At 41.5% G+C, this 17,607-nt stretch carries 27 protein-coding genes; 11 read left to right on the top strand and 16 right to left on the bottom strand.

Annotated features, from left to right (window positions below; translation table 11 throughout):
* Positions 1–12: 12 nt before the first annotated feature.
* From ACEW80_RS15265 to ACEW80_RS15255, 3 genes are all read right to left on the bottom strand, one after another.
* Complete coding sequence (locus tag ACEW80_RS15265; RefSeq protein ID WP_373527408.1) at positions 13–648, bottom strand: tyrosine-type recombinase/integrase; 636 nt, start codon at positions 646–648, stop codon at positions 13–15.
* Between the two features lie 55 nt (positions 649–703).
* Positions 704–970, bottom strand: a complete 267-nt coding sequence (locus tag ACEW80_RS15260; protein ID WP_373527407.1) for a hypothetical protein — start codon at positions 968–970, stop codon at positions 704–706.
* Between the two features lie 159 nt (positions 971–1,129).
* The gene (locus tag ACEW80_RS15255; RefSeq protein ID WP_373527406.1) at positions 1,130–1,561 is read right to left on the bottom strand and encodes a hypothetical protein; all 432 of its coding nucleotides are present in this window, start codon (positions 1,559–1,561) and stop codon (positions 1,130–1,132) included.
* 588 nt (positions 1,562–2,149) lie between these two features.
* Between ACEW80_RS15255 and ACEW80_RS15250 the strand changes: the two genes are divergently transcribed.
* The gene (locus tag ACEW80_RS15250) at positions 2,150–2,500 is read left to right on the top strand and encodes a hypothetical protein (protein WP_373527405.1); all 351 of its coding nucleotides are present in this window, start codon (positions 2,150–2,152) and stop codon (positions 2,498–2,500) included.
* Positions 2,501–2,734: 234 nt separating this feature from the next.
* Here the strand turns inward: ACEW80_RS15250 and ACEW80_RS15245 are convergent, their stop codons facing one another.
* From ACEW80_RS15245 to ACEW80_RS15210, 8 genes are all read right to left on the bottom strand, one after another.
* A complete protein-coding gene (locus tag ACEW80_RS15245; protein WP_373527404.1) occupies positions 2,735–2,875 on the bottom strand; it encodes a hypothetical protein in 141 nt (46 codons plus the stop codon).
* A 12-nt stretch (positions 2,876–2,887) separates the two neighbouring features.
* Positions 2,888–3,388, bottom strand: coding sequence for a hypothetical protein (locus tag ACEW80_RS15240; protein WP_373527403.1), 501 nt, complete (start codon positions 3,386–3,388; stop codon positions 2,888–2,890).
* A complete protein-coding gene (locus ACEW80_RS15235) occupies positions 3,381–4,610 on the bottom strand; it encodes a hypothetical protein (RefSeq protein ID WP_373527402.1) in 1,230 nt (409 codons plus the stop codon). The genes ACEW80_RS15240 and ACEW80_RS15235 overlap by 8 nt, the downstream gene beginning before the upstream one ends.
* A gap of 208 nt (positions 4,611–4,818) precedes the next feature.
* Positions 4,819–5,259 (bottom strand): hypothetical protein, encoded by a 441-nt coding sequence (locus tag ACEW80_RS15230; protein ID WP_373527401.1) that lies wholly within the window; start codon positions 5,257–5,259, stop codon positions 4,819–4,821.
* 16 nt (positions 5,260–5,275) lie between these two features.
* On the bottom strand, positions 5,276–5,512 hold the full coding sequence (locus ACEW80_RS15225; protein ID WP_373527400.1) for a hypothetical protein: 237 nt from the start codon (positions 5,510–5,512) through the stop codon (positions 5,276–5,278).
* Between the two features lie 105 nt (positions 5,513–5,617).
* Complete coding sequence (locus ACEW80_RS15220; RefSeq protein ID WP_373527399.1) at positions 5,618–6,241, bottom strand: hypothetical protein; 624 nt, start codon at positions 6,239–6,241, stop codon at positions 5,618–5,620.
* Positions 6,242–6,329: 88 nt separating this feature from the next.
* Positions 6,330–6,869, bottom strand: coding sequence for a hypothetical protein (locus ACEW80_RS15215; protein ID WP_373527398.1), 540 nt, complete (start codon positions 6,867–6,869; stop codon positions 6,330–6,332).
* 85 nt (positions 6,870–6,954) lie between these two features.
* Entirely contained in the window at positions 6,955–7,206 is a 252-nt protein-coding gene (locus tag ACEW80_RS15210) for a hypothetical protein (protein WP_373527397.1), read from the bottom strand.
* A 169-nt stretch (positions 7,207–7,375) separates the two neighbouring features.
* On the opposite strand from ACEW80_RS15210, the gene ACEW80_RS15205 reads away from it, so the two are divergent.
* The 4 genes from ACEW80_RS15205 to ACEW80_RS15190 all read left to right on the top strand — a co-directional run bounded on the left by ACEW80_RS15205 (position 7,376) and on the right by ACEW80_RS15190 (position 9,672).
* Positions 7,376–7,894, top strand: a complete 519-nt coding sequence (locus tag ACEW80_RS15205) for a hypothetical protein (RefSeq protein WP_373527396.1) — start codon at positions 7,376–7,378, stop codon at positions 7,892–7,894.
* A gap of 2 nt (positions 7,895–7,896) precedes the next feature.
* A complete protein-coding gene (locus ACEW80_RS15200; protein ID WP_373527395.1) occupies positions 7,897–8,511 on the top strand; it encodes a hypothetical protein in 615 nt (204 codons plus the stop codon).
* Between the two features lie 117 nt (positions 8,512–8,628).
* Positions 8,629–8,778: a hypothetical protein gene (locus ACEW80_RS15195; protein ID WP_373527394.1), complete on the top strand. Its 150-nt coding sequence runs from the start codon at positions 8,629–8,631 to the stop codon at positions 8,776–8,778.
* A 618-nt stretch (positions 8,779–9,396) separates the two neighbouring features.
* Positions 9,397–9,672, top strand: a complete 276-nt coding sequence (locus tag ACEW80_RS15190; RefSeq protein ID WP_373527393.1) for a hypothetical protein — start codon at positions 9,397–9,399, stop codon at positions 9,670–9,672.
* 337 nt (positions 9,673–10,009) lie between these two features.
* On the opposite strand, the gene ACEW80_RS15185 is transcribed toward ACEW80_RS15190, so the two are convergent.
* From ACEW80_RS15185 to ACEW80_RS15165, 5 genes are all read right to left on the bottom strand, one after another.
* Positions 10,010–10,237 carry a hypothetical protein gene (locus ACEW80_RS15185; RefSeq protein WP_373527392.1) on the bottom strand — a complete coding sequence of 76 codons (228 nt, stop codon included), beginning with the start codon at positions 10,235–10,237 and terminating at the stop codon, positions 10,010–10,012.
* Between the two features lie 279 nt (positions 10,238–10,516).
* Complete coding sequence (locus ACEW80_RS15180) at positions 10,517–10,684, bottom strand: hypothetical protein (protein ID WP_373527391.1); 168 nt, start codon at positions 10,682–10,684, stop codon at positions 10,517–10,519.
* A gap of 16 nt (positions 10,685–10,700) precedes the next feature.
* Positions 10,701–11,024 carry a hypothetical protein gene (locus ACEW80_RS15175; RefSeq protein WP_373527390.1) on the bottom strand — a complete coding sequence of 108 codons (324 nt, stop codon included), beginning with the start codon at positions 11,022–11,024 and terminating at the stop codon, positions 10,701–10,703.
* A gap of 443 nt (positions 11,025–11,467) precedes the next feature.
* A complete protein-coding gene (locus ACEW80_RS15170; RefSeq protein WP_373527389.1) occupies positions 11,468–11,848 on the bottom strand; it encodes a CopG family transcriptional regulator in 381 nt (126 codons plus the stop codon).
* Positions 11,845–12,489 carry an AAA family ATPase gene (locus ACEW80_RS15165; protein WP_373527388.1) on the bottom strand — a complete coding sequence of 215 codons (645 nt, stop codon included), beginning with the start codon at positions 12,487–12,489 and terminating at the stop codon, positions 11,845–11,847. Before ACEW80_RS15165 ends, ACEW80_RS15170 begins: the two co-directional genes overlap by 4 nt.
* Before the next feature lie 67 nt (positions 12,490–12,556).
* On the opposite strand from ACEW80_RS15165, the gene ACEW80_RS15160 reads away from it, so the two are divergent.
* The 6 genes from ACEW80_RS15160 (at position 12,557) to ACEW80_RS15135 (ending at position 17,440) form a co-directional block, all read left to right on the top strand.
* Positions 12,557–12,973: a GIY-YIG nuclease family protein gene (locus tag ACEW80_RS15160; RefSeq protein WP_373527387.1), complete on the top strand. Its 417-nt coding sequence runs from the start codon at positions 12,557–12,559 to the stop codon at positions 12,971–12,973.
* A gap of 310 nt (positions 12,974–13,283) precedes the next feature.
* A complete protein-coding gene (locus tag ACEW80_RS15155) occupies positions 13,284–13,517 on the top strand; it encodes a hypothetical protein (RefSeq protein WP_373527386.1) in 234 nt (77 codons plus the stop codon).
* A 112-nt stretch (positions 13,518–13,629) separates the two neighbouring features.
* Complete coding sequence (locus ACEW80_RS15150; protein ID WP_373527385.1) at positions 13,630–14,217, top strand: hypothetical protein; 588 nt, start codon at positions 13,630–13,632, stop codon at positions 14,215–14,217.
* Positions 14,218–14,228: 11 nt separating this feature from the next.
* On the top strand, positions 14,229–15,212 hold the full coding sequence (locus ACEW80_RS15145; RefSeq protein ID WP_373527384.1) for an AAA family ATPase: 984 nt from the start codon (positions 14,229–14,231) through the stop codon (positions 15,210–15,212).
* Positions 15,212–16,255, top strand: a complete 1,044-nt coding sequence (locus ACEW80_RS15140) for a metal-dependent hydrolase (RefSeq protein WP_373527383.1) — start codon at positions 15,212–15,214, stop codon at positions 16,253–16,255. The genes ACEW80_RS15145 and ACEW80_RS15140 overlap by 1 nt, the downstream gene beginning before the upstream one ends.
* A 105-nt stretch (positions 16,256–16,360) precedes the next feature.
* Complete coding sequence (locus tag ACEW80_RS15135; RefSeq protein WP_373527382.1) at positions 16,361–17,440, top strand: ATP-binding protein; 1,080 nt, start codon at positions 16,361–16,363, stop codon at positions 17,438–17,440.
* The last annotated feature ends 167 nt before the right edge of the window (positions 17,441–17,607 follow it).

Here is a 17,607-nt window from a genome sequence, read left to right as displayed (position 1 = left end):
AGGAAACAAGCGCTAACGCCCCAAAATTTCTAACTGTACAGCAGCACGGCGTTTTCTCTCCTCTCCCCGACGGTCATACCGTGCAGTTATGGCAGGGTTTGAGTGACCGGCCAAACTTTGCACAGTTGCAATATCTGTACCAGCTGTAAGCAGGTCTGAAACAAATGTACGCCGCATATCATGAGGCGAGAAATGCTCTATCCCTGCTTCTTCACCCCGTTTCTGCAAGATAAACAGAACCGCCTGGGGTGTAAGCCTTTGCTGAACTACGCGCCCAGACTTGTTAACCTGACACAGCAGCGCTCCAGGTGCGAGGGTTCTAATTTCAATCCAGTCATTAACAAGAGCGATCGCCCCCGGTGACAAGTAAACAGTCCGATCAACTCTTCCCTTACCTGACCTAATTTTTATCTCACCGTCAGATTTAAAGTCCTTCAAATCGAGTTTGACCACCTCAGCCCGACGCAAGCCAGCACCGCGAAGAATGGCTATTAATGCAGCATCACGGAAACCCGCCGGGGTGCGATCGCTAAAACAAACCTTCATTAACGAGTCAATTTCATTTTGACTTAACGCCCGTCCCCTCAGTTCCTTGGACGCTTTCACGCTGGTGATATCAACTGCACGAGCGTAGTCAACAGGTGACATCAACTCTAACCGCAGCGCTTCCTTCAAAACTCGCCGCAGCGCACACAAGACACGGTTAACTGTAGCGGGTTCCTGTAGCGGGTTCGTAATTTTTGATAAGTGCTGCTCGAATGGCGGCGGTGTGTTTGTAACGTAACTCTGCCCAGTTAAGGGTTAAATAATCTGCCTCGCCATTGGTTAAGAGTTTAGCAATTAGGGAGAGCGATCGCTTCATTGTCGGCTCAGACCCCGGCGAAAGTGAAGCAAGATAAACACTAGCTGGGTGTTCCGTCAGCGAGGGCGGAATCCTCAAAACCAGCGACGTAACAGTATTGGTAAACATCACTTATCAAAATGGGTGTTCTAGGAAGAGTTATTCCGCACAGTAATATTTTGATAAGTAATCTACAATAACACTAGCAGCACACAGCACTAAGTATTTTAAAAGGGGCAATCGCCCCCAGAAAATCTTAAAAAAGGAAGTCAGAACTTTCCATCACTGCTATTGCTTACTAATAAACACTTGAGAACTTAATAAGAGACTTTTTAGGACTTCAAGAGCTGCTTCTACCTGTAGTCTCTTATCTTCAGTAAAAACGCCAGTTACGGCAAGAGTCTGTTTAGCTTCTGTTGAATTTAATTCTTCAAAAGAACCTTCAGGGAAGTGAAAATCTACTCTTGTACTATCATTATTCGACTTATCGATTCCTATCCATTCAACAAGTTCTTGCCATTCAGATATTCCAAGAGCATTGCACAAGCCGATAAAGCTAGAAGCTCTAACTGGCTTGCCTTGTAAAAACCGTTTTAAAGTAGATTCTGAAATCATGGACTCATCTAACCAAACCACTGATGTTTTTGTCCACCCTTTCATTAGCCTAGTCTGTTCAACTCTGATCTGACCTTCTTCAGAAAGCTTGTAGGAAGTGTTCATAGTACCTAGTCTTCTATTTTAAAAAAGCTGCCAACTTTTTATTAAAAATTTCTCTCATCATAGCGTAAATAAGTTTAAAAATATAGTTCAATTATGTGTCATTTGCAAAAAATAAAATGACCTAATATTTTTTTTCAGTTTTACTTGACTTATTTTTGATGAGATATTATAGTTACATTAATCTAAGTTGCAAAAATTAAATTGATTCGTGGAATTTGTGAAAGTCATAGGTTAAATATTTTGTAAACAGTTAAACAGTCTAAACAGTTTAAAAGAAGTCAAAAATAATGAAAACCCCAGTACCTAGTCAAGCTGCCAACTTTAAAAGTGTATGAGGGTTTCTAGACTACTGTTGCTGCAAAAACTTGTTCCTTGCAGCAAAAATACGTAATCTTTTGATAATAATAGTTACAGTATTGATGGCTCAACAGTAAATTGAGTTCTTTACTTGTAAGCTGTTTGCAAAAAACAATTATGAACTAAAAAAGACCTAAATCTAGGTCTTTTTTTATTATTCAGTTAATGCTTAAAATGATTATGAGATCAAGTTGGCAGCTTGGCTATTGTTTAGTACTGGAGTAAGAAATCATGAGAACTTCTTCGAGCGAGTATACAAGTTCTGACTATACAAATATGCCTAGTGAAACTCTTCAAAATATGCTAATAAAGCAGCCGGTAGAGGAGTACGAAATCGTTGGTATAGTCGAAAAAAATGCTCTAGAGATAAAAGATGTTTCGGAGCAGATGTCTACTTATAACCCTCTAAAGTATTGGATGAAGCTAACTATTCCATTCTTAAAGCCGGGCGGTAAATATGTTGCTCTCATTTTGTCTTTGGGAGTCGTCTCGATTCCTTTAATGATAAGTGGTAATGTTTGGGTAGCTCCCATACTTGCTACGGCAGCATCCATTGTTGCTATTTGTGCGTGCTGGATGTAAATCTTAACAGTCCAATACATTAGTTCTGATGGGTTAAGAGAATAAGGGAAGTACAGAACCAGTACAGCTTCGGCTGTGGTGTACTCCCTTGTTTTCTTCTTTCTCTAATCTGAACCCTTACAAGGGTAGAGCAGATAATAGCTGATGCTGGCTTTGAGCTTTTTCATGCCAATATTCTTAGAGGATATCGCCGAGCAGTCCACCATAGGCAGACGCTCGATAACTCGCTAACGCTTAATTCTGCTCAATACTATTAATATCTTCTTCCCAAATAATAAACCCTCTTTTTTCCATCTCCTTAAATGATTCTTCTTCAAACAAGCAGAGGGTGTTATCTGGTAAAAGTCTCAGCATAATTTTAATTAGTATTCTCATAATTCTATTTTCTTAGAGGAATTTCGTAAAAAAATAAGCTGCGATCGCTGCTACTAAAATAATTATTCCCGCAATCAACAAAGCAGAGCCTATTTCCGGCACTTCAAACGCTAACCCAGCTTCATTAAGAAAAATCACTTCAATATTCATTCGCCTAAAATCTCGCGCCACACGCGTGGCTTGCTCATACTCTGATGGATCAGTTGGCGCAAGTCCCACAACTACACGGCGTTTAGGAAATATCCAAAACAGTTTAGGGCTATAAAAGGTATAAAGCTCAGTCTGTGCCACAGCATGAAAGATATTATCACGGGTTAGCCACTTTTTCACCTCATATACTGTTAGCCAAGTGCTGATATCAATCCGCCGCATTGATGCGGGAGTTTTTACTACCACTTCATGAGGAGCAGCGAGAAACCACCAACGCTGTAGCCGCTTTTGAATGAGTAATTGTAAATCTCGTTCTGCCCAGTAATCAGGAAGATAGCGATCGCAGAATTCCAAACTATTCATGATTCACCTTTTTCTTAATCTCAACACCAGCATCAATAAGGATTGTGCGTAACCTTGCCCTAGCGCTGCGATATCCGCTACTATCCCCGCTCTTATAACCCCATACCCTCAAGATGAGCGCTTTTTGGTTTCTAACAGGTGGGTCATGGAAACAGTAGAGGTATCCTATCCAGTCGCGCTCCATTTGCCGAATTGCACCGAAGGGGGGAAGCTTCGCCGAAGGCTCTACGAACCTCATTAAACGTTCGTCGAACTCCTTACTAGGTTCTATCGAACTTGGTGCAAATGTTTGCTGTGTAGGAGTTTGAGCAAAATTGTCAAATGATTCGCTTTTTACTATCCGAAGGTTCGGGGGGTTCGGCGTGGGGTTCTGTGGAGGTTCGCCGTCTGGGATATTGCCATAAGGCATCGCAGGTAAACGCACCATTTCTTGAGGCTTAAGCCATATCTGCACAGCACCGCGTAGGGTGGCAAACTTAGGAGCCTCGGCTAATTCCATCTCAATGTGTAGATAATTAGCCCATTTTTCAATTGCTTTCTGTCCACCGTCCTGGGGCTTAAGTCTTGTTACTACATAACCATCAGGATCAATGCCAACGCCTTTAAATTCACAAACCACACGCTTCACCAGCAATAGTTCCATACAGTGACGGACGAGAATCATTTCAAAACTGGAACCTTCGGGGAGTGCTGGGGCTTCATACTGTGCAAGAAGCGATCGCAGTTCATCAATTTCAGATTCTAAAAGGTCAATTTTAGATTGATACTGTGCGATCGCAACTTCAGTTTCCTCTAAGAATTTCTGTTTATCCTTCTCAAATTCAGAATTAGTACTCTCAATACTTTGAGCTAATTCTTGCTGGCGTTCTGCCAATACCTTATTAGCCGTTTCTATTTGTCTTTCTAGCTCTTTCTCACGGGTGATAATAGTTGATTCCCTATTATTCAATTCTTGCTGATGAACCTGTGTCAAATCTTCGAGTTTACGAGGTAATATGGCAATTTCTGAATTTAGTCTTTTAACCTCTCTGACTAAATCGCTACGACGAGAGTTTAGTTTAGTAATGGAGTCAAATATATTAGGTGAAATCTTCCAATAGAGTAACCCACACAATACACCCAAGCCACGAGCATACAAACTATATTGCCCATCCAGTGCAGGATAGGCAACAGTAGAAGCAATATTAATTGAGGCTAGAAAGTATTGTAATGAGGGTTTCATTGCCGTTTATTTAGCGATAATACCAAGCCTAAAATTATCAAAATTGTGCTAGGAACTAAGGGTAAAAGTAGCAATCTATTAGTTGATGAAACAAATTTAAACAGGTCGAATAACAATGAAAAAAGCATTAAGAAAGTGGTGGTTAATACCACCACATATAAAGTAAGATTCATTTAAGCTAACGCTGTACGCATCTCATAGGAAAAATTTATCTTTCTTCTTTAACCTTGGCTTTACTTGTCACAGTTCCTACCAAATCAATCACTTCAGCAGTAGTAGGAGCGATCGCTTTCGCCATAGAGCCAGGATTTATCCCAACTGCATAGGATTTCTTAACTAATCTTTGTCGCCATCCAATCTCGTTAAGTACACCTGCCGCCTGAGTGCCTTTGAGGTTAGTTTCTGCAATACCTTTCTTTTCTTTATCAGTCTGCAACTTAATTTTTTCAGTTTCTAGTTGAACCTCCTGACGCTGCACTTTTACTTCCTGCTTATCAGCCCATTTTTCAGCAGCTTTAGTTTTAGAACGTTCACCGCGTAGTGTATGCGATCGCTGTTTCCCCTTTTCAATGTGTACACCAGCTTGATAAGTCATTTCATCAATCCATTCGGTTTGATTTGATTGAGTTTGAGCCTTTGTTGTAGCCATGTTTGTCTCCTTAAAGTTAGTAACCTTTAACAATCTTTCCTAACCAATTAGGAATTTCCTTAAACTCCCACACTTGCACTTTTTCTTGGCTCTCGCCTTTAGATGCAACACTGATACAGTGTTCTTTAAACTCTGCCCACTCTTCAGCATCATCACTAAAAGTAGTACTTACAATCTTGTGGCGATCGCCTCCTCCAGAAGTTGAATAATGAACATAGGCGTAATTACTTGAGTTGTTGTTTTGTTTGCTCATATTGAAAGTACAAATTTTGCCCCCAAGCGTGTAGATAACCTGAAATAGTGAACTGTGCAAACCAGATAAGACCGAGTGCGATCGCAACCACAAATCTGTGTGCAGTTAAGACTTGCGACGGGAGCGTGGATCTAGGGCTTTTCCCAAATTGCCTAAACCGTTTTTTATGGTATCACTTGCCCCAGTAGTGACTTCCTCTAAGAAAGTCGCGCCGATTTCATTGCCTAAAGCCCTGCCGGCCTGCCGCAAGTTTGCAAGGTTTAAATCCAGAAAGCCACCCAATTCATCAATATCAGTAAAGGTACTTTCCTCACGTTCCAGCATCTCAACGTCAACAACTTCAACAGGTACGATGGCGGCGGGTGCATCAATTCGTTTTTCTGGAAGTCGGTTATATCTCTCCCAAACCTGCTTTTTATAAGTCTCAATGCCAATGCGTTCAGGGTTGGACTGCATCAGAGGTTTTCCGCTATCGTCCCTCAAGATGATACAGTCAGGCGATCGCATAGGAACTTTAGGCGATATTGCAGCCTGAAGGTTGAAAAACTCCTCTCTAGCCCAGGCAGTAAAGCGATCGCCATCTTTTAAATCTGCGACCTTCCACCAGAAAACCTCTTCAAGCTTAGGAAGCCAGTTAGTTCTAATATTTGTGTCACTTGTCCCCAATTCTTTCGCCAAGTCTACAGCTGTGTAAGTTAGTTTTATCTGTTTACTTGCTGTGTCTGCCATTGCACATCCCCTATTTGTGGTTTGGTCATGATGTGATTTACAAGGATGATTGAGAGGGCGATCGCACCACTAATAACTAGAAATTCCATCAAGCCGCCTCCTGAGTATCTATCCCTGCCTCTATCAGTTGAGGCTGATTTACTGATGTTAGAAAGCCTTTGTTTCTTAACCTGTTTCTGAAACTCATCAAAAAAGTAGGGTTAATTTCTTGCATAGCTTCTAAGGTAGAAATTGTTGCACCTTTATAAGCTGCTTTAATATCTGGATCGTTGAGAATTTCTGGGCTTCTCATAACATCGCCCCACATCTGAAAGTACAGCATATAAAAGCTTTTAGCATCTCGCCGTAAAGCATCCTCTACGCCACTAGCAAGAAACTCTTGTCTCAAAGTGTTGAGCATCTCATTAACGACAGGTACATCATTCTGGGGTGTTTCGTTGTATGAGTTAAGCGCATCTTGTACAGTGAAGCCCTGTTTAGTTAAGGGATAAATCACCCTCAGCATCTCAAAATCTTCTGTAGAAATAGGCTCAGTAGTTGGTCTACTAACTTGTTCTAAAATTGCGCGTAGTTCTGCAACATTATTAGCCTCTAACTGGGCTTTTGCCTCTCTGAATGTTAATGACATAAGCAAATCTATTTAGATATGCTTTAACAATAAAAAAGCTGCTTCGTAACAGCAATGTACAATGTACAATTTTTGGCTTAATTTTCTAGGAAACTGTACAAAGTACAGATTTAATAAACTTTTCCCTTAAAGGTGGATTTTCTTTAAATCGTTCGTCTAGTGTTGCCAAATGTGTAAGAATTTGTGGTCTTGGATTACGCCTGCCACATGACCAAGAATTTACAGCGTCAACACATACACCTAATAATCTTGCTAAATCCTCATGTCTCATTGGATGGTTACTAAGAAAATCCTGTAGTGATAAGGCTTTAACAACAAAGTCGCTATTTTGTTCCATAATAAAACTGCCTCCAAGTGCTTTTGGCGGAACTGCCTTTTGGTGGGAGCGATCGCGTCTTTGCCGGGGCGATCGCTTTAACTTTTATATCACAACTATAAACCTTTGGGATAAACTTAGAGCATTACAAGATAAATTTAGAGGTGATACTCAAGGGAAAACAGGCTAGATGGCTTATAAATTCAATGTTTCTACTTTCTATGTGACACCAGACCACCTAGAAAAGATGAGAGAGTTTTCTGAGGCATCAGGACACTCGCAGCAAGACTTAGTAAACCAATTCACCAGGGGGCATATTACAAACCACCGTTCACATTATGAGCAATTGGCACGGTTAGATTTGATAAAACGCGGGATGGATACTGATGAGTGGGTAGAGGTAGTAGTTGGTGAAGGCTTTAAAGCGCTACCTCCATATAAAGAGCAGCCAGTGGCTGAGGAGATTGGTCAAAATCCATTGGGGCATATTATTTTGCCAAGTAATTTAATTGCTCAAGATGGTAATTATATGCACCTGGGAAAACAGAACTTAATTTTGGTAAAGACAGCGCATTATTTTGATGGCTCAAGCATAGCTAGATTTATTTCTAAAATCATCTTTGACCATCTAACTACTAGATGGAAGAAAAACTATGCTCGTCAAATGGAAGCAGAAAAATCTAATGATTGGTTAAAAGGAGATAAATAACAATGGTGCAAGCTTTACAACCACTGACACTAGAAAAAACTCAACAAGCTGTTGATATGATTCTTGAGGTATTGGGAGAACCCACTGATGAATGGCAGCATCAGGCGTTAGCAAAATATAAAAATGGTGATGCGATCGCAACTAAGGAGATTTACGCCAGTCATCTCAGAGACTTTTACTGCAAGTGCTTAGGATTTTTAGCAGCTCTCACTTCCACAACCAATCCGCACAAAGTTTTATCAGCTGCGGCCAACGCTGCTGCTGACCACGCACAGGTGAGAACTTTAGATAAAATCAGTGAGGGGAACGCGATCGCTTTTGTTTCCACTGACCCAGTAGGCAATGCAACCCAAAATATTTTAAGATTCCTTACGCCCCAAACTAAATACCATCAACTCGCGCTAGCTTCCAGAACTAATTACGATGCTCTAAAAGAACTTGAGAAGGAAAATCCAGAGGATAATCTAATCAAAGTTTTGTTGTACCTAAGCAAAGCAAAACCAGATTCATCAGCACTTTTTACCATCATCGCGGAGGCTGGCACGACCACGGCGCTCTACACCAGAAGTTTAGAGCATCAAAAAATTACTGGTGCGATCGCTGCTGCACTTAACTAACAATTTTCTTAGAGGATGCATGGCGATCGCTATCAAGTTGCGTAGGCGCAGCCCCACGTTGGCGCAGCCTCTCGTAGAGAAGCGATCGCTATCAAACTAATCACAATATTTAAAAAAATGCCAGAACAAAAGACTCAGCCTCAACCATTACAAAATCTCTTTAAGCCAATCAAACCGCCAAAAATCAGCGAGAATTTATTGCCAGCGCTTAGTGATATCCTTCAGCCACCACCACAGGCTAAGAACAACAATCGCCTTAATTCTTAGAGGAAAAGGGCGATCGCTGTTTATGGGTGCGATCGCCTTTGTATTTGTACTATTCTATTAATCAATAAGATTTACTTATAAATATTCTGACTCACAAATTAAGGGTCAACCCTTAATTTGTGGGGGTAAGTAGGGGTAAGTAGGGATAACAGGAGGGTAAAATATGGACAAAGTAGGAATAAAAAATATACAAGAATCTAAGAAAAACAGTTTTAATTCAAGCAAAAATGTATAAGATTCAAAAATACGCCAAATACTACCAAATCACCGTTAAGTGATTTTTCACCTAAAAAACGAGATTAATTTTCCAGATTAACATTTTTCAATAATCAACATTCATAAAAAAAAAACTAACTAAATAAAGTATTAAAATTACTAATTTCTCTTGTATGCTAGATACTATGTACAAAGAAACCTAGTACTGATTCCCGTCAGTTCTAGGCTCTTTGCTATTGCTTATGTTAATACTGATTCCCGTCAGTATTTTTATTTATAGCTAATAAGAGGACTAATTCTCATTAGTTCTAGCTTTTAGCTATTTTTCTCTAGTTCACCAAAGTTATCATTACTGGTTCCCGCCAGTAGTGAGCTTTGATATTGTTTTTGGCGCGTACCAAAATGATAACAAAAAATCAACAAAATACAAAAAGTGATTTCTTGCCTGAAACTAATACTGAAGTTCCAGCAATTAACCCTAATGAGCGATCGCCTTCAATAATGCAGCCAACACTATATGACTACTTGACTATCTTGCCAGTCATTATTACTGCTGCTACACCATTAATTCTTGGACTAAGAAGAAAACAAGCAAGTGACTTACTCAAAAGTTCGCATCCTACTAAGAAGCAAGATGAACAGACGACAAAGGACAATAATGATGTAACTGAGAATTAAGCAGGTAATATCTACGCCAAGTAACGCCAAGTAAGTCACTTACAAAACTAAAGCCCCAACTATTAGATTTTTTAATAAATCAATAAAGTAACTTTAGTAAACCTTGTAGGACTACGTTTCAAAACTTTATGCTGATCGCACCTAATCGCCTTTTCCTCTAAGAACTGCTTTTTGGGGCAGTGCCAGGGCGATCGCCATTATTCTTAGAGGAACATGGCAAAAAAACCTGCTCATAAGTGCTATGAGCAGGCTTGAAAGTAGGATGTGTGGGCGATGTCTACGATGGGCTGCACCTACGCACTAGATCGCCTTTTTGATTTTCAGCTAGTGCTTAAAGCTATTTGGGTGAACAAGCCAGCTTTTCAAGTCGGATGTGTGGAAGTGGGAAAATTTTAACATCCAGTTTAGCACCACACTCTGCTGTTGCCATAACCCAAATCCCCGCCAATGCAATTGCACCAGCAACAATAAGCGTGACTATCCCAGCTTTCTTGTCTGGATCTGGCTTATTAGGCTCCTTGCTAGAATCTGGTTTTTTCTGTACAGTGTTGGTCAATGGTTTCATTCCTTAAACTGAGGCCAATTGAGAACAGAGATCAATTAGGTGATTATTTGGTCAATTGGTACTGGTAATACCAATCGAACCTCACCTAATAGCTCTGTTTTGCGTTTCAATCAGATAAAGGCTTAAGAGGCGCTGTGAACTATAAATTATGGCGCTTCTTAATTTCTCTAAACTGATTTAAGCCATAGTATCACCAGTTCAAAGATTTAAGCTAAGACTTTAACGCGATCTGTGGTGTAAATAGTGCGCCCGCCTTTGTTTTTGGCTAAATTTCTTCCATCACCTCATGGGAGAAGAGCGAACAAAAAAACGCGATCTAACTGCGATCGCCTTTGCTTTTGAGTCTAGAAAAAGTGATTCTTCCAGAAGAGAACCAGAACCACAGGCTGGATCAGGGAGTGAAGGAAGAGGAAAGGCGACCAGAACGATCGCCTTCATTTCGGACACGCATTTCCGAAATGACCTATTTAGCTGCTGTCTCAGGTGGTTTGCTGCAAGCCTCCTTTTTAAGTTGAAAGTCCAAAAGGGACGAAGGAGAAGACTTGAAGTTCACTGATGCTCCGCAGTTAGACGACTCGACTACAAAAAGAACGCGCTGCGCTACTACTGCACTAACAACTCCACTAACAACAATGCCAGCTATTAAAACAAGAGGTGAAGTTACTTTGAGCTTTGCTTTTCCCAAAGTGCTTTTGACTCTCGTAGCAAGGTTAACCTTGGGCAGGTCAACCTTTGGCTTATCATTAGGGTTGGTGTTAGTTTGCTTAGAATTGGCTTTGTTCGCCATATTTTTTACTCCATGTAATGTATTCGACTTTGAAAGCTGGTTTGGTTGCCGCCAGACCAGTCTTTTGTAGTGTTTCTGTGACTGCAAAAAATGCGCGTCTTCAGTAGTAGTGTCACCACCACACTTAGTAACTCTGTCAACTGACAGCTGTAGCTGTTATTCCCAGAGTTCAAAAATAGAGTTCCTATTCAATAAAATGTCCGGTGCTTCCGACCTAAGTTGCCCATTTAAGTTGTTGCGGGGAGTATCACCACCTCCTGTAATAAATTTGTCAACTTGACTAAACTGCTATTCCCAGCTTTGCTTAACCTCACGGTTATCGAAACTTATTTGCAGTTTCAGCAAATCAAGCCATAAAAAGCAGGCGATCGCAGTCATTACAACCGGATCGCCTCATAAATACTTATTTACTTAAATACTGCATTACTGCATCAATTACTGCATTATTCTTCTACATCCTTAAGTGCTTCATCCAACAGAAGCCGCACAATCTCAACCTTTTTCCTGCTTGTCTTAGCTGCCAGCACAGATAACTTACGATGCATTGATTCAGACAAGTCAACAGTTAGTCTAATTGTTGGCTCTTTGGAAGGTTGTTGAAGTTGAGACATGAGATTAAACTTAGCTGGTTGCGGATCGGATATAGGTGATATAGGTAATATAGATTGTGATATAGATTCCTGCTCTAGTATTGGCTGAGTCTCGCTTTGAGCTTCTGAGTTTACAGTCTCCTGGCTTGGTAAATTTTCCCGCAGCGTTGATTCACGATAGACAAACTCATGAGCTAGAGCATCATCCAGGGGCTTTCGCTTTTTGGCAGTCATGGCAACATCCCCAGAATTTCCTTAAATAACCGCTCATATTCCCGCGCTGACTCTGCTGCTTGACGGCCAGGTAAATCCCAAATTGTTGCAGCTTGACCAAAAGTATCTGCGATCGCTTGTTTCTGATGAATCACTGTTTTTAGTACAGTTGCCTCTTTGGTTTTTGATAGAAGTGCGATCGCTTCACCTAATAACTTTGTACCCTTAACAGCACGACTGATGAATATAGCGGCTTGGGGCGCACCACCGCGAACAGACTGAGCTTGTCTGATTAACCTAACAGCATCACTCGCTGACTGCAAATCTAACCCTGTGGGCTGACAGGGAACTACAGCTAGATCGGCTCTAAATAATATTGCTCTGCTGGCCTCAGATAAACCGGCTGGCCCATCTATTATTAGATGCTCACATTGTGCTGCTAACTCTGGGATTTGCTCTAAGAGTTCGTCGGGCGATCGCAGTACAGTTGTGGGGACAGGGTTTTCCTCAATCGACTGAAGCCAAATCGAGCTGCTACGTTGAGCGTCGGCATCTAGCAAGTGAACTTTACGACCCTTACGAGATAACCAACAGACTAGATGGACGGCAGACGTAGATTTTGAGCAGCCCCCTTTTTGATTGACAAGGGCAATTACTGACATACTGCATTACTGCATTAATTACTGCATTAAGTATATACTGTATTAGACAGGATATTGCCCATTAACAATGATTGACGTTCACAGGCTGCCATCATTGCCACTGGTTAACCTTTCCCAGTTGCCTAAGTGCAGTTGTATCTACTTTGTAATACACAACTCACGTATCATTTATATTGGTCAAACTATTAACCTAGCTGACAGATGGACTGGACACCACAAGTTAAGCCAGTTAACAAAGTTGAATGATGCTGTAATTGCTTGGTTGGAATGCAGCGATCAAAGTCTCCTTGTTGAGATTGAGTCAGCCATGATTCAGCATTTTCAACCTGAATTAAACAAGCAGGGAGGCGGAAAGCGATCGAACCCTGACTATCGCCAAACCACCATCTATATAAATAAGCAGATTGAGAAGCGGATGAAAGCTGCATTCTTAGAGGATGGGATTGAGGACTTTTCGCAATGGATTGAAGAAAATATAGAGTAATGATTACAGGAGCATAAAAAAATGATAACAGTTCAAGTTAACCACCCTAATACAACAGCTTTTACCATCCTTTAGATAAAGCGAGTATCCAGATGTTTAGGGCAAAAAGTACGGTATACCGAACCTTAACGGTAGAAATAACCGTTGCAAGAAGTGCAATATTATAAATAGAACCTCTGAGCAAACACGTATTAACAGTACGTAAGTTCAGAGGCTCTCCCAAATTCTGACTGCAATCAGGATGAGGGTATCAAATTAAGTAGGTTTTTGTTTTTTCATCGCAGTCTTAAAAGTCTGCGCTAATTTTATAATGGCACAATCTCGTAAGTCTAAATTTTCCATATCAGCTGATCTTGCAATTCCTCAAGCAGCTGTTGTTGCGATGCTTAGTTTTTTGTTTGGTGCAGGTTCTGTTTATGGTGTTATTCGCAATGAGCAAAGTCAGCACCAATCAATCAATCAAAATCAATTGATTGAGCAGCAGTGTCAAGTATTACCACAGAGAAAACAAATTCCTACACTACGTAGGGATATGAAGGACTAGTTAAACGTCATAGTCTGGTGAAACTTCACAATACAACCCGTGGTTTCACCAGACTATATGCCGGATTGTATGCCAGATAATAGAGTAAAAACTGGTATACATTTTTACTTTTATGGCAGACAACGAACCTAATAATATAGAAACTGATGTTGAAAATTTGAAAATTTCAATATTAGAATTACAAAAAAAATACGAGATTGGGCGCGATCCACTGTACGCCAGGATGCGCTACCTACAAGTCAAGACTTGGAAAGTGTCGGGTAAGGCTTATCTAGATGCCGGACAGGTAGCCCACATGGACGCACTACACGACCACATCAAATTGACCGGACGCATGGAAGGCTACACAATACCCGATCCTTCTGGCCCACAAAATGAGCAACCAGAAACGACAAGCGCGATCGCCGTCCAAGAACCTCAGCAGTTAGAAACTAAACCAGATTACACCACAGGGCAACGCCAGCATCAAAGTTCTGAGATGGAAGCGATCGCTGCTCTTGTCCGTTCAGCACAAGGCAAAGCAACGGGTTTCATCATTGCTGAAAATATGCTGACCAATCAATTTATTGAGAATCCCGACTCGCTACCAGAAGAATTAAGAGAAAAAATCAAGGAATCTGCAAAAGTTCCAGAAATCGACCCTTTCGCATACGCCACCACGTTGACCAATTTCGCAAAGGGTTATTCAAGAGCGGCCTAAGATTTCTTGGCATGGTGGCAGCTGGAGCAATTATCGCTATTAATGGGCTAAATCCCTTATCACTTATAGTTTTAGGAGTGGGCGGAACAATAGCGATCGCTCATTCTATCATTTCTAAAGTTTCCTCTAAGAATGATGAGACTCAGCACCCAGCACCAACAATAGAGATACCCGCCACAGGAGAATTCAAAATCTACCGACAAGCTGAGTTAAACCGAACTATAGCTTCACTCAAAGCAAATGGTGCAATTTTGATTGCTGGGGAAGACGGGAGTGGTAAGTCTGTACTAGGTAATGCAGTAATTGAGAAGCTGCAAGCTGAAGGGTTCATGGTCGCGTTCGTTGAACCAACCACACCTAAACAAATGCTCTTGGAAATTGCCCACCAGTTTGATATACCAGTTGAAAATCTGGAGGGAAAATCATTAACAGTTGACAAACTTAAAAGAGCGATCGCAGGATTCTTAGAGGAAAATACAGCCTTCTTAATCCTCGATGATGCTCACGCTTGCGATGTCAAGTTTAGGATGTGGCTCAAGCAGTTACGCCGTAATCATGCACCTATGCTACTTTTGGCGACAGACCCGCCGCGCAGTGACATCTTTATAAATATTCCCCGAATTGAACTCAAACCCTTGCCAGAGTATGCGATTAGAGAGATTATGGTGCAGGCCGCGGCGGAGAGAGCGATCGCACTCAAACCCTCTGAACTATCCAAGCTCCAAGAACGCGCCGGGGGAAATCCGATGTTAGCGGCGAGGGCTGTCGATGAGGAATATTTAGGAATAGAGATGGAGGGCGCTGATCACAGAAGATATTTTGACATCACACCTCTAATACTCTTAGTAGGTGTCATTTTTGTAATTATGAGGTTTATTGGCCTCGGAACCAACGATCAGGCATTGTATATTTTTGGAGGGATTGCAGCTGCTATCTTCCTGGGAATTTCCCGCGTACTGTATCAATTACCACCAGAAGATAGGAGGATACGCTAGTGCTAGGAATATCTCACCTATTAATTAGTGGTACAGCTACCAGTTTGCTGCTTGGAACAGCCAGCCCGACAATTATCGCAGCAGGTGCGATCGCAGGACTCCTCCCTGATATTGATATCTCAACATCACCCGCCGGACGTGTCCTACCCTGGATAAGTTCATTTCTTGAGAGCAGAATGCCTCATAGATCCTGTACTCATAGTTTGGTTGCGAGTGGTGCGATCGCAATTATGGGATACACCGCAGCGCTGTTTAACCCCAGTTTCCTAAACCTCGCTCACGCCTTGAGTGTGGGCTATTTCTTTGGATGGTTTGCAGATATTTTTACTCGTGGTGGGGTGGAGATGTTCTGGCCTTCTCCGGTGCGTTGCGTCTGCCCAGGAAATCGTAACTTGAGATTGAGAACTGGCAGCAATGTAGAGTATTTTGTCCTCGTTGTTTTGATTGCGATCGCACTTGGTACTTTCAGCGTCAATAACTCCGGCGGAATCCTGACCCAGTTCAACCGCCTGATTGCATCTCCATCTGGTGTACAGCATATTTTCAATGAGTCTGGGTCAACTCATTTAATTAAAGCCAATATCAAAGGGGTGAGGACAGGCGATCGCTCTAAAGTTAATGGGCAGTTTCTCATTATCCAAGTCCAAGGGACAGGCTTTTTAGTTCAATCCGACGACGGGCGGATTTACAAAGCTTCAACTGAGCCTGATTCCCAAATATTCTTAGAGGAAATTACCGCTGATGTTGGGAAGCCAGCCATCACCAACATTGAGGCGTTGACTTTGGAGGATGAACCGATAGGACAGGCGATCGCACAATTTAACCGCACTGGGGCAATGGTGTTTTTATCGGGTCAGTTAACTGTTGACGGGTTGGAAACTTCGGGTTTACCGCGCGATCCGTACCAATTCCCTGTAATTAAGGCTACTGATACCAGCATAACTCTAGAAGCTGCACCCCTTGCAATTGTTCAAAGTAAGCTCAGTGAAGAGTTCGCCACAGGTCAGTTGCAAGTGAGGGTCATTAATAGTTCTAGTCAATAACTCCCCACTCCCCTTTTTCTACTCCCCATGCCAAATGACAAATGACAAATGACAAATGACTAACTCCTGATTCCTAACTCCTAACCCCTAACTCCTAACTCCTAAATGAAACCATTACCAACCGCTACATTAAAACCTAACCAAACTAAAAAATCTGCCATAGAGTCAGTAACGGGCGGCATTCTCTTAGGCGACAACATTTATTGGAACCCTACAACACTACCTAATGGCCACCTTGCGATTATTGGCGCGTCTGGTAGTGGTAAAACCCAAACTCTTAAAGCGATCGCTTATGAACTTCCAAAATTTATACCGAGCATACACTGCATAAGCATTGATTTTCATGGCGATTTAGGACTACCAGGTGAGGTATGTTACCCGCTCAATATGGAGTCACCTTATGGTATTAACCCGTTAATAGTTGATTTAGACACTAAAGGCGGTGGGCCAAGTTTACAAGCGATCGCAGTCGCCGCCATCTTAAAAAAAGCCCTCACAATGGGCGTAAATCAAGAAGGCTTAATCATAGATATTCTGACCACTTGTTATAAACAGAGGGGGATTATTCAAGATGAACCAACAACTTGGAAACAGCAGCCCCCAACCTTCGCTGATGTGAGAGAAGAAATAGAGGCTAGGATTGAGGACGGTTGTAAGGAATCATCAAAACTTGCTTTGAAGCTTGCGGCAATGTTTGAGTATGGTATTTTCAATCGTCCGCAGCCGTCGCTTAATCATCAAATTATTCGGTTTGATTTGTCGGCATTGGGTAAAGTGCCGGGGTTGGCTGCGATCGCGGCTGAAACTTTGATTAAACAGGTGATGGATTCTCACCGCATCATGGGAGAAATTGAGGGGAGAATTCCTAGAAGTTACTTCTTTATTGATGAAGTCAAAGAACTTAAATCATCCAGAACTTTAAATATTGTTCTGGGGGATGGCCGTAAATATGGGCTTTGTGCTGCGATCGCTTCTCAACGAAATGCCGAAATAAGTAAAGAAGTCATTGCAAATACTGCAACAAAAATCATTTTACCTGTTGATCAAGCAGAAGTTAAAGCAGTTGCCTCATGCTTCCGTTTTTCTGATAGTTTAATATCTGGCTTGGAACCACTTCAAGCTTTAGTTAGAATGGGTAAAGATGGGTATAAAGTTAATATAAAACCATATTATGAACGTATTTAATAAGTTTGATAAGAATAATTTAATTACATATTCTTTTATAGGAATAACTGCATTAGCCCTTTTCACTTTTAATCAGAGTTCTATAAATAAGGCTGACGCTGCGCGAAATGCGCCACCGGGGATACTCCCCGTGGTCACTTTCGCTAAATTAATGCCTGTAGTAGAAG

Origin of the sequence: Nostoc sp., from assembly GCF_041747015.1 — a bacterium.
In the GTDB taxonomy this organism is placed as follows: Bacteria; Cyanobacteriota; Cyanobacteriia; order Cyanobacteriales; family Nostocaceae; genus Nostoc.
The sequence above is the reverse complement of the archived record's forward strand: the minus strand, read 5'-3'. Positions and strand labels throughout refer to the sequence as shown.

Bases quoted from the DNA above. Each gene is read 5' to 3' on its own strand.
- ACEW80_RS15210 (WP_373527397.1), bottom strand. From the start codon at position 7,206: ATGGAACAAAATAGCGACTTTGTTGTTAAAGCCTTATCACTACAGGAT.
- ACEW80_RS15195 (WP_373527394.1), top strand. From the start codon at position 8,629: ATGCCAGAACAAAAGACTCAGCCTCAACCATTACAAAATCTCTTTAAG.
- ACEW80_RS15150 (WP_373527385.1), top strand. From the start codon at position 13,630: ATGGCAGACAACGAACCTAATAATATAGAAACTGATGTTGAAAATTTG.
- ACEW80_RS15250 (WP_373527405.1), top strand. From the start codon at position 2,150: ATGAGAACTTCTTCGAGCGAGTATACAAGTTCTGACTATACAAATATG.
- ACEW80_RS15165 (WP_373527388.1), bottom strand. From the start codon at position 12,489: ATGTCAGTAATTGCCCTTGTCAATCAAAAAGGGGGCTGCTCAAAATCT.
- ACEW80_RS15230 (WP_373527401.1), bottom strand. From the start codon at position 5,259: ATGGCTACAACAAAGGCTCAAACTCAATCAAATCAAACCGAATGGATT.
- ACEW80_RS15175 (WP_373527390.1), bottom strand. From the start codon at position 11,024: ATGGCGAACAAAGCCAATTCTAAGCAAACTAACACCAACCCTAATGAT.
- ACEW80_RS15160 (WP_373527387.1), top strand. From the start codon at position 12,557: ATGATTGACGTTCACAGGCTGCCATCATTGCCACTGGTTAACCTTTCC.
- ACEW80_RS15235 (WP_373527402.1), bottom strand. From the start codon at position 4,610: ATGAAACCCTCATTACAATACTTTCTAGCCTCAATTAATATTGCTTCT.
- ACEW80_RS15260 (WP_373527407.1), bottom strand. From the start codon at position 970: ATGTTTACCAATACTGTTACGTCGCTGGTTTTGAGGATTCCGCCCTCG.
- ACEW80_RS15190 (WP_373527393.1), top strand. From the start codon at position 9,397: ATGATAACAAAAAATCAACAAAATACAAAAAGTGATTTCTTGCCTGAA.
- ACEW80_RS15215 (WP_373527398.1), bottom strand. From the start codon at position 6,869: ATGTCATTAACATTCAGAGAGGCAAAAGCCCAGTTAGAGGCTAATAAT.
- ACEW80_RS15240 (WP_373527403.1), bottom strand. From the start codon at position 3,388: ATGAATAGTTTGGAATTCTGCGATCGCTATCTTCCTGATTACTGGGCA.
- ACEW80_RS15255 (WP_373527406.1), bottom strand. From the start codon at position 1,561: ATGAACACTTCCTACAAGCTTTCTGAAGAAGGTCAGATCAGAGTTGAA.
- ACEW80_RS15265 (WP_373527408.1), bottom strand. From the start codon at position 648: ATGTCACCTGTTGACTACGCTCGTGCAGTTGATATCACCAGCGTGAAA.
- ACEW80_RS15135 (WP_373527382.1), top strand. From the start codon at position 16,361: ATGAAACCATTACCAACCGCTACATTAAAACCTAACCAAACTAAAAAA.
- ACEW80_RS15205 (WP_373527396.1), top strand. From the start codon at position 7,376: ATGGCTTATAAATTCAATGTTTCTACTTTCTATGTGACACCAGACCAC.
- ACEW80_RS15155 (WP_373527386.1), top strand. From the start codon at position 13,284: ATGGCACAATCTCGTAAGTCTAAATTTTCCATATCAGCTGATCTTGCA.
- ACEW80_RS15245 (WP_373527404.1), bottom strand. From the start codon at position 2,875: ATGAGAATACTAATTAAAATTATGCTGAGACTTTTACCAGATAACACC.
- ACEW80_RS15225 (WP_373527400.1), bottom strand. From the start codon at position 5,512: ATGAGCAAACAAAACAACAACTCAAGTAATTACGCCTATGTTCATTAT.
- ACEW80_RS15185 (WP_373527392.1), bottom strand. From the start codon at position 10,237: ATGAAACCATTGACCAACACTGTACAGAAAAAACCAGATTCTAGCAAG.
- ACEW80_RS15170 (WP_373527389.1), bottom strand. From the start codon at position 11,848: ATGACTGCCAAAAAGCGAAAGCCCCTGGATGATGCTCTAGCTCATGAG.
- ACEW80_RS15145 (WP_373527384.1), top strand. From the start codon at position 14,229: ATGGTGGCAGCTGGAGCAATTATCGCTATTAATGGGCTAAATCCCTTA.
- ACEW80_RS15220 (WP_373527399.1), bottom strand. From the start codon at position 6,241: ATGGCAGACACAGCAAGTAAACAGATAAAACTAACTTACACAGCTGTA.
- ACEW80_RS15200 (WP_373527395.1), top strand. From the start codon at position 7,897: ATGGTGCAAGCTTTACAACCACTGACACTAGAAAAAACTCAACAAGCT.